At 65.6% G+C, this 13,347-nt stretch carries 10 protein-coding genes and 1 pseudogene; 10 read left to right on the top strand and 1 reads right to left on the bottom strand.

What is annotated here, in order from left to right:
• Together AC07CM_RS48940 and AC07CM_RS48935 are read left to right on the top strand one after the other, a co-directional pair.
• A partial coding sequence (locus AC07CM_RS48940) for a DUF6421 family protein (RefSeq protein ID WP_478883063.1) occupies positions 1-711 on the top strand: 711 nt, incomplete at its 5' end.
• Positions 712-1,140: 429 nt separating this feature from the next.
• Positions 1,141-2,586 (top strand): gamma-aminobutyraldehyde dehydrogenase, encoded by a 1,446-nt coding sequence (locus tag AC07CM_RS48935; protein ID WP_478883064.1) that lies wholly within the window; start codon positions 1,141-1,143, stop codon positions 2,584-2,586.
• Positions 2,587-3,001: 415 nt separating this feature from the next.
• Here AC07CM_RS48935 and AC07CM_RS48930 read toward each other — a convergent pair.
• A pseudogene (locus AC07CM_RS48930) lies at positions 3,002-3,593 on the bottom strand (IS5 family transposase); the annotation flags it as partial.
• Between the two features lie 727 nt (positions 3,594-4,320).
• Between AC07CM_RS48930 and AC07CM_RS48925 the strand changes: the two are divergent.
• From AC07CM_RS48925 to AC07CM_RS48890, 8 genes are all read left to right on the top strand, one after another.
• A complete protein-coding gene (locus AC07CM_RS48925) occupies positions 4,321-5,829 on the top strand; it encodes an APC family permease (RefSeq protein ID WP_478883062.1) in 1,509 nt (502 codons plus the stop codon).
• Between the two features lie 84 nt (positions 5,830-5,913).
• Positions 5,914-7,200: a type I glutamate--ammonia ligase gene (locus tag AC07CM_RS48920; RefSeq protein ID WP_478883061.1), complete on the top strand. Its 1,287-nt coding sequence runs from the start codon at positions 5,914-5,916 to the stop codon at positions 7,198-7,200.
• Entirely contained in the window at positions 7,190-8,365 is a 1,176-nt protein-coding gene (locus AC07CM_RS48915; RefSeq protein ID WP_478883060.1) for an amidohydrolase family protein, read from the top strand. The genes AC07CM_RS48920 and AC07CM_RS48915 overlap by 11 nt, the downstream gene beginning before the upstream one ends.
• On the top strand, positions 8,362-9,633 hold the full coding sequence (locus AC07CM_RS48910) for a M20 metallopeptidase family protein (protein WP_478883059.1): 1,272 nt from the start codon (positions 8,362-8,364) through the stop codon (positions 9,631-9,633). The genes AC07CM_RS48915 and AC07CM_RS48910 overlap by 4 nt, the downstream gene beginning before the upstream one ends.
• Before the next feature lie 80 nt (positions 9,634-9,713).
• Entirely contained in the window at positions 9,714-10,571 is an 858-nt protein-coding gene (locus AC07CM_RS48905) for a MurR/RpiR family transcriptional regulator (RefSeq protein WP_478883058.1), read from the top strand.
• Between the two features lie 227 nt (positions 10,572-10,798).
• Complete coding sequence (locus tag AC07CM_RS48900; protein WP_478883057.1) at positions 10,799-11,128, top strand: transposase; 330 nt, start codon at positions 10,799-10,801, stop codon at positions 11,126-11,128.
• 28 nt (positions 11,129-11,156) lie between these two features.
• Positions 11,157-12,035 carry an IS3 family transposase gene (locus AC07CM_RS48895; RefSeq protein ID WP_478883056.1) on the top strand — a complete coding sequence of 293 codons (879 nt, stop codon included), beginning with the start codon at positions 11,157-11,159 and terminating at the stop codon, positions 12,033-12,035.
• A 265-nt stretch (positions 12,036-12,300) separates the two neighbouring features.
• A complete protein-coding gene (locus AC07CM_RS48890; RefSeq protein ID WP_478883055.1) occupies positions 12,301-13,179 on the top strand; it encodes an IS5 family transposase in 879 nt (292 codons plus the stop codon).
• Positions 13,180-13,347: the final 168 nt, after the last annotated feature.

The raw sequence follows: 13,347 nt of genomic DNA, 5'->3' as shown, positions 1-13,347 counted from the left end.
GAGGACATCGCCGCGATGGTCCACGACCAGAAGCGCTGCGAAGAGGCCTTCGTGCTGTGGGACATGGTCCACGACCGCACCCACAGCCACGGTGACCTGCCGTTCGACCCGTTCATGATCAAGCAGCGCCAGCCGTTCTGGATGTACGGCCTGGAGGAGCTGCGCTGTGACCTCACCGCCTTCAAGGAGGCCGTGAAGCTGCAGGCGGACGGCGTTCCGCAGGCCCGCGACGTGCAGTACGCGGTGCTCTTCGACCGCATGTTCCGCTTCCCGGTCACCGGCGACCGCGTTCGCAACTACGACGGCCTCGGCGGCCAGCTGCTCTTCGCCTACCTGCACAAGCACGACGTCGTCCGCTGGACCGACAACAAGCTCTCCATCGACTGGGAGCGCGCCCCGCAGGTCACCAACCAGCTGTGCGCCGAGATCGAGAACCTGTACCGGGACGGTATCGACCGCCCCAAGCTCGTGCACTGGTTCGCCGGCTACGAGCTGGTCTCCACCTACCTCGCCCCGCACCCGGGCTCCAAGTGGGCCAAGGGCCCCGACGCCCTGGACCTGACCCAGCCGCCGCGCAAGCTGGTGGACGACGTGCTTCCGGACGAGTTTCCGCTGAGCATGTTCTATGAGGCCCTGTCCAAGAAGCTGAAGAATGTGATCGCCTCCACCAAGGGCATCACGGCGGACAGCGCCGGGCGGATCGCCGCGTGAGCCCCTTACAGGCATCGGCCCCGGCGCCACACGGCCACAATGCCCTCAGCTGGTTGGAATTGAAGGGGGTCAGAAGCGCAGATCAGAGCTCGGCCGCCGAAACCACGCGTTCATCCTGCGGTATGCATGCTGGGAGCACAGAACGCACGGTCGATGCCGTTCCCTGCGGGACTGGGCTACGGACGGGCACCCTGATTAACGGGCTGCGGTGATCTCAACCCTCGGAGCAGTCTGAACCACATGTGTCATGCGTGCGGTCGGCACGACCACCTACGTGAGAATCCACAGCCCGACGCGCGCTTCGACCTGTGGGCACAGAAATGGACCAGCGGAGGGACCGAACCTCCTTCAAATCGTCAACCCAAGTCAGCACGCATGATGCTGCTTCTATCCCTGCATGTGTTTATAGCTGCTTATCCGGAAGGTAAAATGACTACCACTGCAACTCTGACAAACTTCATCGGGGGGCACCGAGGCTCCGCAACGGGCAAAGTCATGCCGCTCACCGATCCTCGCAGCGGAGTCCCGCTGGGTAGTGCCACGGTGTCAAGTCTCAAGGATATTGACCTAGCACTTGAGGCGGCTGCGGATTCATTTCGTACCTTCCGGCGTAGCACGCCGGGCTCGCGACAGCTGGCGCTACTACGAATAGCTGATGCGCTTGAGGAGAACGCGACAGCATTTGCCCACGTCGAATGCCGAGAGACCGGAAAGAGTCGTCGGCAGATGCTCCATGACGAGATCCCATGGTGCGTCGATCAAATCCGGTTCTTCGCCGGAGCGGCGCGGCTCCTAGAGGGCAGCTCGGCCGGTGAGTACGCCGAGGGGCTTACCTCCTTCATCCGCCGGGAACCAGTAGGCGTGTGCGCTCAGATCACGCCCTGGAACTACCCGCTCATGATGGCTGTGTGGAAGATCGCCCCCGCCATTGCAGCCGGCAATACCACAGTCGTCAAACCGGCCGAGACCACTCCGACCAGCACCGTCATGCTAGCTGAGCTAGCGAGCCGCTACTTGCCTGCCGGAGTGGTCAACGTCGTCCTCGGCGACCGTGACACGGGTCGCATGCTGGTTGAACACCCCATCCCCGCAATGGTGTCCATCACCGGATCAACCCGGGCTGGCATCCAAGTAGCTCAGGCCGCCGCCCGCGACCTGAAACTGGCTCACCTGGAACTTGGTGGCAACGCTCCCGCTCTGGTCTTCGGCGATGCAAATGTAGAGGCCGCCGCCGACGGCATCGTGGACGCGGCCTATTACAACGCCGGGCAGGACTGTACCGCTGCCACTCGCGTCCTGGCGCACGCGAGCGTATACGACGACCTACTCAACGCACTCGTCAAGCGAGCCGAACTCCTAACATGTGGACCTGAGGCGCGGGAGGGCGACGGACCCGATGTTGGGCCACTGAACAGCGCCGCCCAACTCGATCGAGTTCTTGGGCTCCTGCAGCGTCTTCCCAGCCACACCACACTTCGTACTGGTGGCCATCGCGTAGGCGATACCGGCTACTACCTGGCTCCCACTGTGATCTCAGGAGTTGGCCAGCACGACGAGATAGTGCAGGAGGAGATCTTCGCTCCCGTTCTCACAGTGCAAAAGTTCACCACCGAGGCAGAAGCCATCCGTCTGGCCAACGACCAGCCCTATGGCCTCGCTGCCTCGGTCTGGAGCACTAACCACGGCCGCATCCTGCGCACCGTCCCTGAGCTCGACTTCGGCTGCGTGTGGATCAACACACATGGCCCCCTCACCCCTGAGATGCCGCACGGTGGCTTCAAGCACTCAGGGCACGGCAAGGATCTATCCACTTACGGGCTGGCCGATTACACCCGCGTGAAGCATGTTATGAGTGCTACCAGCGGTCCCAGCTGACTGCCGGCCCCTCACGGAGAGGGCGCGAAGGCAACAGCTGCGGTCGGTGCACACACTGTCTGACGATTAGGTCGTCCGTGGGTTGCGTGACTCGCTCAGGGTAGATCGTCTCACTCGCCGTGGAGCCGGGTGATCTTTCGGACGAGGAGTGGGCTCGGCTCGAGTTGCATCAGCCGAGCCCACCAATGGGCGCAGTTCACCTCGTGACCGCTAATGCAATATCCTGGCGGCACTAGTTCCTGATTGTAGGCGCAGTGGGGTGGCTATCCTCCTCAAGACGGTCTGCAATGACGTCCGAATTGCAGGCTGCAGGAGCCAGCCATGTTGGACCTGCAACGCCTCATGCTGCTGCGAGAGATCAAGACCCGGGGCAGCATGAGCGCTGCGGCAGGCAATCTCTCTTACAGGTGTCACTTCATTTGGTCAGTCCGCGGTAGCAGATGAGTGTGGCTGCGAGGGCGGTGAAGGCCAGGAAGTGGCTGGCCTTGCGTTCGTAGCGGCGGTGTAGTCGTCGGCATCCGCTGCGCCAGGTGATGGAGCGTTCGACGACCCACTGGTGTCGGCCCAGAGGTTGGGAACTCTCGGCTCTGCGTGGGGCAATGCGAGGGCTGATGCCCGGGTGCGCAACCATCGCCGCAGGTGAGAGTAGTCGTATGCCTTGTCGCCGTGGAGTTCGGTCGGGCGTCGTCGGCGGGGTCCGCGTCCGGAGCGTCCCGCGGACGAGAGACTCGAGAGCCTGGCTGTCGCGCAGGTTGGCGCGCCGGAGATGCCGATCGAGGGGGGCAGCCCGTTCCAGTCGACGATGCGGTGGATTTTCGATCCGCTCTTACCCCGGTCGGTCGGATTCGGTCCCATCGCGCACCGCGCCAGTCCAACTCGCCCCGACCCTCCAGTTCGTCGAGCACCAGGCGATGGAGCTTGGCCCACACACGAGCCTCGGACCACTCGGTGAAGGGCGTGGGAACCCGTATGGCCCGCACCCCCTCGGCATGCTGGAGGGCAAAGCCCTGGCGTCGGCAGGGTGCAGATTGGACTTCGCGAACGCAAACCCGGCGTGACGCCCACTGTACCCGACGCGACCTTTTCCCCACGGCCGGACGGCCAGAACAGTGCGGCCACCTTGCCCGTGGCGGCCCAGCGCGACTGGGCGCGTCGTGCACTTCTTCCCGTTCAGGCCGGGCAAGCGGACATCCATAGGCGGCTCGCCTGCAGGGCTACCGGGTTCACCCATGAGTTCCCCGGCTACCGTCCCGTCAGCCGCTGACTGGCTGCGGGTCTAGGCAGGTCTAGGCAGGTCTAGGCGCTCTACTTGCGAGACGTAGACGCCACGCCGATCGCACGCCATGCCGGCCAGATGACAGGGGCAAGCAGCGGCAGCACGCCCACGGCTACTACAGATCGGTAAGGGGCTGGCGCCCGTGCGCTGCCGCACACGAGAATCCTGGCCCCTTCGCACTGGTCTGCGGCATGCTCACAAGCTACGAACACAGGCGCTGAGGGGTAGGTGTGATCACGCTACGGCGCCCGTCCCACCCGCCCCGTGGTGCCGAGACCCGGCACGCCGATGATCCACGCTCCGACGAGTGTTGACCCCTCTCTTCCGTCATGCCCCCCAGCCTGTTATAAACGTAACGATAGAACGGAAGAACACTCTAGTCTGTAACAGGGATTTCCAGCTGTCTGTCTGCGTGGTTCGTTTAGAGGGATTGTGCATCATGTGAGGAGTGACCGCGGATGAGTGGTCCTGATTCAGCACCTGCAGCACCGCGACGAGTGCCTCTGTGGGCGGCCGTCGCATTGTCCCTTGCTGTGGTCGGCCCGAGCCTTGCCATGGCTGGCAATGGCCAGATCATTGCGGGCACCGCAGGCAGAGCCGTCCCTCTGGTCTTCCTGATTGGGCTGGTCGGTGTCGCGCTCGTCGGCTACGGTTTCGTTCGCCTGACTCGGCGCTTCAACCACGCCGGCAGTGTGTACGCCCTGGTCGGCGTGGTGCTCGGACCTCGAGCCGGCTTCTTCTCAGGGTTCGCGCTCCTGGGCGCCTACGTCGGTTTCTCTCTGGGGCTTGCTGCCTTGGTCAGCACGTTCACCGATGCGTTCCTGCTCGAAGTGCAGAACCATCACAGTGGAGCGATGCAACTCCCCTGGCCGCTCACCATGACGGCTGCCGTAGCCCTGGCCGCGGTCGTGGCCGTGAGGGACGCCAAGGCCGTGGCCAGGATCCTCATGGTCATCGAAGGCGTCGGCGTGGCGGGCATGCTCTTCCTGGCGGCGGTCATCTTCGCTGAGGGCGGGCACTCCGGCAGCGGACTCAGCTTCTCTGTGTTCTCGCTCAGCCGCGGTGTCGGGCTTGCGCAGGTCATGCCAGCAGTGGTGACGGCCTTCCTGTGCTGGGCGGGATTCGAAGGCTGCGCCTCCCTTGGCGAGGAGACCGACGACCCGCAGCGGAACATACCCCGGGCTCTCACGGGGACCCTACTGCTCACCGGAGCGCTGTTCGTCCTGGTCATGTACGCGCAAGTTGTGGGATTCGGTACTGATGCCGCGGGCGAACGGGCGTTCAGCGAATCGGGCAACACCCTGGGGGACCTCGGTAAGGCCTATGTGGGCAGCGCCTTCAGTCTCGTGATGATCTTCGCGGCCATCATCTCGGCTTTCGCATGCCTCGTCGGCTCCGCGGCCAGCGCTGGACGCTTGCTGTTCGCCTTCAGCCGGAACGGTTTCGGGCCGGGGCTGCTGGCCCGCAGTGATGCTCGGGCGGGCACGCCCCGCAACGCGATCTGGGTTGTCCTCGGCCTCTGCTTCGTCGTGAACATCGTCTGCTGGCTCACAAGATGGCCGCGGCTGGCCTCGGGCATCCCGTCGCTGGACGTCTACACCCTCTTCGCCTCTACGGGGGCCGTCGCCATCATGATCGCCTATCTGATGACCGAAGTCGCCGCGATGGCCTTCTCCGTGTCACCAAAGTTTGCTGTCGACCGTGAAGAGGGAGCCAGCCCGTTGTGGGGCACGCTGCTGCCCGGGCTGGGGGGCGTCTTCATCAGTGTCGTCATCTGGTGCAGCGTCAAGGGGCAACAGAATCCCTTTTCCTCCCCTGCCTACCTCGGGCTCGCATGGACCGCTGTCGGCCTGGCCATCGCCCTGACCGCGAAGGCTGCGCTGCGCCGCATGCGTGCTTCCCTGCTCGTCGAGTTCGGCATCGAGGCGACCACGCCCCAAGCGGCATCCGAATCGTGCCCACCGTGAACCACCCTCCGCATCAGCAGCTCGCAAGCGGCAGGACAAAGCCACCTCAAGAGGGCATCTCCCTCACCGTCCCAGGAGAGTCGAATGTCAGAACCGGACCTCGTCTTCATCGCCACCAACGACCTTGTGGGCATCACCCGGGGAAGAGCGCTACCGCTCACGGCCCTCGACTCAGCCCTGCTGAGCGGAGTCGGTTGGACGCCAGCCAATCTGGCGATCACCTCCTCCGGAGCCATCCTTCCCGGCAACCCCTTCGGTACCCGGGGCGACCTGCGCCTGCTGCCGGACCTCGGCTCCGGCGCCGACCTGCCGGCGGATGAGTCCGCCCCGGCGATACGCCTCTACCTCGCCGACCAGGTCGAGCTGGACGGAACACCATGGCGCTACTGTCCGCGCGGTGCACTGAAGTCCGTACTCGCGCGGCTCCGTGAACGCACTGGCCTCACGCTCACGGCCTCTTTCGAGCACGAATTCATGCTGCCCGGCACGGCATCGGATGCCCCCTTCACCTTCAGTCGGCTCCGGGCCGCCGAGCCCTTCGGTACAGACCTGGTGCGCGCGCTGACTGCCGCAGGCCTCGAACCGGAGAATTGGCTGCCAGAGTACGGCGCGGGCCAGTACGAGATCACTCTCAAGCCGACCGATGCCCTGAGGGCTGCCGACCGGGCGGTACTGCTGCGGGAAATCGTGCGCGACCTCGCCCGGCGACGCGGCGTCCCGGTTACGTTCGCTCCCGTCGTCGACCCGAGCGGAACCGGGAACGGCGTGCACATCCACTTCAGTCTGCTCGACGAACAAGGTGAGCCGGTCCTTTACGACGCCAGTCGTCCCGGCGGGCTGTCAGAGGTAGGCGCCCGTTTCGCGACCGGCATCCTGCAACACGCCTCCGCCGTCGCCGCCTGGACCGCGCCGTCACCCGTCTCCTACATCCGGTTGGCTCCAGACCGCTGGAGCGTGGCTGGAAGTTACCTCGCGGAGCGCAACAGAGAAGCGCTCGTGCGTATCTGCCCCACTACGCCCCTGTCCAAGACGCCCATCGAGCGCCAGTTCAACCTTGAATACCGTGCAGCGGACGCCACGGCCAATCCCTGGCTGGCCCTCGCCGCCCTGGTCGCGGCTGGACTACAGGGAATCGAGTCAGACTACAGCCCGGCCCATGTCTGGCCGGAATCAGTGACCGAGGCTGACGTTCCCCTTCTGCCTGCTTCCACAGAGGAAGCTCTGGATGCGTTGCAGGCCGACGACGTAGCCCGGTCGTGGTTCGCGCCGGAGCTGGTGGACCTGCACCTCGCTGTCCGGCGAGCCGACCTGGCCGAGGTGGGGAACCTGGAGCCGACCGCACGATGCGAGAGGATCGTTAATGTCTACTGACCCGATGCGCGGCGTTAGTGTGCTTGCCGAAGAGCTGACGACCAGTATCGAGGCCATACCTCTGATCGACCACCATGTGCATGGGACGCTCCGTCATGAGACGGACCGCCGGCAGCTGGAGGGAATGCTGTCGGAGTCGGATCGGCAGGTTCCCGACTGGATGACTCACTTCGACTCCCAGGTGGGGCTGGCCATCAGGCGATGGTGCGCCCCCTTGCTCGGTCTCGAGCCCCTTGCTTCGGCTGACGACTATGTGGGACGTCGGCGGGAACTAGGCGAGGCAGACGTCACTCGGCGCCTGCTGCGCGCCTCCGGCGTCGACACATACCTAGTGGAGACGGGCCTGTCTTCGGATGGCATCCTCGGCGTCGAGGACATGAGGCAGATCTCGGGTCGCTCGGTACGCGAGGTGGTCCGGCTGGAGAACGTGTTCGAAGAGTTGCTTCGCCAGACTGGTTCCGCCGAAAAGGCGGTACGCAGTTTCCCCCAGGTCCTGCACGAGCGCACTGCTAACGCCGTAGGCGTCAAGAGCATCGTTGCCTACCGTTTCGGGTTCGACTTCGACCCCACCCCTCCCTCCGTCGCTGAGGCCATCAGTGCCGCAGGGGACGTTCTGCGCAGCGCCACAGATGGCCCGGCCCGCGTCGGTCATCCCGTCCTCCTGCGGTTCCTGCTGTGGTCGGCTGTCGAAAGGGGCCTGCCCATCCAGCTGCACTCCGGGTACGGCGACCCTGACCTCGAGCTGCACCGCTGCGATCCGCTGTTGCTGACTCGCTTCATCAAGCTGGTCGAACCGCACGCAGTAGACCTGCTGCTGCTGCACTGCTACCCCTACCACCGCAACGCCGGCTACCTCGCCCATTCCTTCCCGCATGTCTACTTCGATGTGGGCCTTGGCACGAACTACACCGGTCTGCAGTCGCACGCGGTTATCGCCGAGTCCCTGGAACTGGCCCCGTTCGCCAAGATCCTTTTCTCCTCGGATGCGGTAGGCCCGGCCGAACTGCACTACCTCGGAGCGGCACTGTGGCGACGCGGCATGATCCGGGCCATGACTCCCTGGGTCACCGAGAAAGAGATGTCGGTCCGCGACGCACATCGCATCGCGACCATGATCGGCCGGGAAAACGCCGCACGCGTCTACGGCATCGAGGAGGCCCGGTGACGATTTCTCACACGCAGCCCGCAACCAGCTATCTCGCCAAAGTCAAGGCCGCTATCGAAGCAGAGCTTCCCGCAGCCGTACAGCTCAGGCAGCAGATCCACGCTGATCCGCATGTCTCCGGGGCCGAAGAGGCGACGCGCGACCTCGTTGTCGCCGCGATCACCAGCGACTGGCCACACGGCCATATGTCGCCCGTGGCCGACACCGGCGCCCTCCTGCGCCTGCAGATCCCCGGTGCCTTTGGCCCTCCCGTGGTGCTGCGTGCGGAACTGGACGCACTCGAGGTCACCGAGCGGACCGGTGTCAGCTGGGCTTCCGCCCACCCGGGGGTGATGCACGCCTGCGGACATGACGTGCACCTGGCCGCTCTGGCCTGCCTGCTGAGAGCGTTGGCGATCACCGGTGGCCCAGCGCCGGTCGTCGCCATCCTGCAGCCGAGAGAGGAGACGGCGCCCTCCGGCGCCCGGGACGTGCTGCTCAGCGGGCGATTGCCCGCCGACTGCGCCGCTGTGATCGCCGCACACGTCCAGCCTCAGCTGCCTGCGGGTGTGACCGCGTGCACTCCTGGGACGGTCAACGCCTCCAGCGACGAATTCCGCATCACCGTCACCGGACAGGGTGGCCATGCCGCCTACCCCCACACCACGAAGGACCCGATCGCAACACTGGCTCACATCGTCACAGCGGTGCAGAGTTTGCGCAGCCGCCACATCGATCCCACTGCCACCGCAGTAGTGGCAGTGACACGCCTCGAGGGCGGTACGACGACCAACGTCGTACCCGACCAGGCTGTCGCGTACGGCACGGTCAGGGCCGACTCACCGGCCCGCCGTGCCACGTTGGCCAAGGAGCTGACCCAGCTGTGTGCTGCGGTGGCCGGGGCTTACGGATGCTCGGCCCAAGTGACGATCGCCGAGGGCGAGCCGCCCCTGCACAACGACCCCACGCTCGCCGTCCACGCAGCGCGGCAACTGGAGAACCTGGGCGCCACGGTCATGCGTGACATGCGCTCCGCCGGCTCCGACGATTTCGCCTTCTACAGTGAGCAGATGCCCAGCCTCATGATGTTCGTCGGCGTCGACAACGGCGGCTCACCCATCCCGGAGGACAACCGCTTGCATTCCGGCGGGTTCCTACCCACAGACAGAGCGGTCCGCGACGTCGCAGACGCACTTCTCGCCGGATACCTCGCCGCTGCCGCAGGCCGGGCCGCCCACGATGCGCCGCTGAAATCATCAGACAATGCCCAGGACGGTGCACGCTGGTGATACGCCGATAAGCTCCTGTCCATCGCCACAGGCCTGCTGTACGGGGCGAGCAGCAACGGTTAGGGAGGCTTTGCCGCAGCATGACAGACGATTCCGACCAGGACTATCGGGTATCTAGCCGCATCCGCAGCAGGATGAGCAAGCTGAGTGCGAGCGAACGCAAGGTCGCCCGGGCGCTGCTCGCCAGTTACCCGGCAGCAGGCCTCGACACGGTCGCCGTCCTTGCCGGCAAGGCGACCGTCAGTGCCCCCACCGTGGTCCGTTTTGCCATAAAACTGGGATATACCGGCTTCCCCGACCTACAGAAAAGTCTCCTGCGTGAGGTCGATGAGCCGTTGGGCTCACCTTTGAGGCAGTATCCGCAGGGCACTACAACATCACACGCGGCGGCCGACGCCGCCCGACTGGTCACCGACACTCTCCATGACCTGTCCCCTGAAGAACTGCAGCGGGCCGCAGCACTGCTGGCCGACCCCCGGAAGTCGGTCCTTTTGCTAAGCGGCCGATTCAGCCGCGCCCTCGCCGACTACATGTACTTCCACCTGCTGCTGCTGCGACGCGACGTGATGTGGCTGGGCACTGATGACCTGACGACCAGGAATCGAGTCGAGTCCAGTGGGAAGTCCGACGTGCTCATCGCGTTCGACTACCGCCGCTACGACGATACGACCGTCCAAGCGGTACAAGAGATGAGGCGACGGGGCGCGGCCATCGTGCTCTTCACCGACCGGTGGCTGTCACCGGCCAGCGAAGACGCGCAGGTTGTCCTGCCGGCGAGGGTCGAGTGCCAGGGCCGATTCGACTCGCTCATCGGCGCCATGTCTGTCGCGGACAGCTTGATCTCCGCCGTAGCCGAGGCACTCGGAGAAACGGGCCTGCGCCACATCAAGGCCCTGGACGAGACGCGACTGCCGGGCGGCCGCCACCCGGAACGCTGAGGGTCCCCGCGGGGTGAGCACAGTCCGCATTGTCAGACTGGTGCACATTGCGGACGGCACTGCTGATACGCCGCACGGCTACCAGCGCCAGGACGATCCACGGCAGCTGGTAGGCGTCCTCCTGGTCGCCTGGCACCCGCATGAGAAAGGCTTTCGTGGACGCCGAAATGTGACCTGAGGGTCCCCTCGTACCGTGGAGTCCGTGATACCAGGGGAAGCAGAGGTTCATGGGGTCCAAGCAACAGAAGTACGACGCCGAGTTCCGTGAAGGTGCTGTACGCATCGTGATCGAGACGGGCAAGCCGATCCCGGAGGTCGCCGAGGACCTCGGTGTGCATCCGGGGACGCTGCACAGCTGGGTCTCACGATGGAGGAGGAACGGCTCGGCCTCCTCCGACCGGCCCGCGCCCGCCGCCGCGGGCGGCCGGCTGCGGGAAGCCGAACGCGCTGAGCTGGAGCGGCTGCGCCGGGAGATGAGCGAGAAGAACAAGCGCATCCGCGAGCTGGAGATGGAACGTGACGTCTTCAAACAGTGCATGGCCTTGTGGGTGAAGTAGCTGCCGCGGACCCGGCCCGGCTGGCCGGGTGATCAGCGACTGCAAGGCCGAGAAGAACATTCCGCACAGCATGTCCTGCCGCGTGCTGGGCGTGAGCGAGTCGTGGTTCTACAAGTGGAAGGACAAGCCTGTCACCGCCCGCGAGGTGCGGCGCGGACAGCTGGCCGAGGCTGTCCGGCGCATCTTCGACGCCTCGGGCGGCACCTACGGCTCCCCGAAGGTGTGGATCACGCTCGTCCGGGAGGGATGGCGCCTGTCGGTGAACACCGTCGCGAAGACCATGGCCGAGCTGGGCCTGGCCGGACGGAAGATCCGCCGGCGTCGCGGGCTCACCCGCCCAGGCAGGCGGGCCGCGGCGCCGGACTTCGTGCGCCGCGACTTCAGCGCGGATGCCCCGGACCAAGTCTGGTGCGGCGACATGACCGAGATCGTCACGAGCGAGGGCAAGCTCTACCTGGCCACGGTGATCGATCTGTTCTCACGCCGCCTGCTCGGCTACGCGATGGGCGCTCGCCACGATGCCGAACTCGTCGTGGCTTCACTGCACATGGCCGCAGCCACCCGCGGAGGCGACGTGAAAGGCGTGATCTTTCACAGCGACAGGGGCAGCGAGTACGTCTCCCGTCGGTTCAAGCGGACCTGCCGCCGTCTCGGCGTGACCCAGTCCATGGGACGCGTCGGCTCATGCTTCGATAACGCCGTCAGCGAGGCATTCAACAGCGTCCTCAAGGTCGAATACGTCCACCGGCACACCTTCGTCACCCGTACCGAGGCCCGGCTGAAGATCGCCACGTGGATCACCGGCTTCTACAACACCCGCCGACTACACAGCGTATGCGAGTACCACAGCCCGATCGACTACGAGCATAAGCATCGGACCGGCTCCGCCCTGGAGCTGGCCGCTTAGAAACACTCCACACAACGAGGGGATTGACAGACCACACTCAAACCGTCGGCGGTAAGCCCGCCGCACCAGCCTTGCGGCGTTAGAAGCCGTTATCAAAGCGATCTTGCAGCTTGAAGATCGGACGGGAGTGCGGGTCTCGCTCCCGTCCGGATGATCACGGACTGGTCAGCGCACGACGGAAGGGCCTCCTGCGTAGCTCGGAGATGTCGAGTCACCAAGCACTCAGGAGGCCCAGGTGTCACAGTCTTCCGCGCCCGCCGCGTCGGTGTCCAACTTCGGCGTGTCGCCGTGTGATTGTCTGGCTCACCGGTTCGGCAACGCCGTCGACCACGCTGACCGTGAGCGCCACTATCCCAGCGATCTGACCGACGCCGAGTGGGTCGTGGTCCGCGACGCGCTGCCGATGCCGCGCTGGCTTCAGGGCCGCGGCGGCCGCCCGGAGTCCTACTGCCACCGCATCATGGTCGATGCCGTGCTCTACCTGGTCGACGGTGGCATCAAGTGGCGCGCGATGCCTGCTGACTTCCCCCACTGGCAGGCTGTCTACCGCTTCTTTGGCCGCTGTCTGGCCCAGGGGCTGCTGACCGAGCTGCACGATCGGCTGCGCCGGCAGGTGCGCGTGCAAGAGGGCCGCGATCCGGAGCCGAGCGCCGGGATCATCGACTCCCAGTTGGTCAAGGCCGACGCGGTGGTCGGCGCCGACTCGCGCGGATTCGACGGCGGCAAGAAGGTCAACGGGCGCAAGCGCCACCTGGTCACTGACTGCCTCGGGCTGCTGCTGGTGGTCCGGGTGACCGCGGCCTCCACCACCGACCGTGACGCTGCGAGCGCACTGCTGCCCCGCCTGCGGGAGAGGCACTTCCGCTTGAAGCTGGTCTGGGCCGACAGCAGCTACAGCGGGGCGCTGGTGGAATGGGCCGCCGCTGCTCTCCGCATGGTGCTGCAGGTGGTCAAGCGCTCCGAGAACGCGGTGGGTTTCAAGGTGCTGCCGCGCCGTTGGGTGATCGAGCGCACGAATGGGTGGCTGATGCGCACGCGCCGGCTGGCCCGCGACTACGAGCGCACCACCGCGGCCGCCGAGGCGATGATCTACTGGTCGATGACCGCGCTCATGATCCGCCGCCTGGCCGGACGCTCGCGCTGAACCGGCCGTCCGGCTCCTTGACCAGCCAGCCCCGCTCGGCCATCCGCCGCGCCTTGTCGGCGTACTCTCCCTACGGGGCGGGCCGGTACGTTTGAACGTCCCCAGTTGCTAGGCCACGTCGGTCTCTCGCGCGATGGCCTGGAGGCGGTTCTTGAGCCGGTAGCTCGG

The sequence above is a fragment of the Streptomyces sp. NPDC044061 genome (genome assembly GCF_056434305.1).
Note: the sequence above shows the minus strand (reverse complement) of the source record. Positions and strands in the feature narration are given on the sequence as shown.

Bases quoted from the DNA above. Each gene is read 5' to 3' on its own strand.
- AC07CM_RS48935 (WP_478883064.1), top strand. From the start codon at position 1,141: ATGACTACCACTGCAACTCTGACAAACTTCATCGGGGGGCACCGAGGC.
- AC07CM_RS48925 (WP_478883062.1), top strand. From the start codon at position 4,321: ATGAGTGGTCCTGATTCAGCACCTGCAGCACCGCGACGAGTGCCTCTG.
- AC07CM_RS48920 (WP_478883061.1), top strand. From the start codon at position 5,914: ATGTCAGAACCGGACCTCGTCTTCATCGCCACCAACGACCTTGTGGGC.
- AC07CM_RS48915 (WP_478883060.1), top strand. From the start codon at position 7,190: ATGTCTACTGACCCGATGCGCGGCGTTAGTGTGCTTGCCGAAGAGCTG.
- AC07CM_RS48905 (WP_478883058.1), top strand. From the start codon at position 9,714: ATGACAGACGATTCCGACCAGGACTATCGGGTATCTAGCCGCATCCGC.
- AC07CM_RS48900 (WP_478883057.1), top strand. From the start codon at position 10,799: ATGGGGTCCAAGCAACAGAAGTACGACGCCGAGTTCCGTGAAGGTGCT.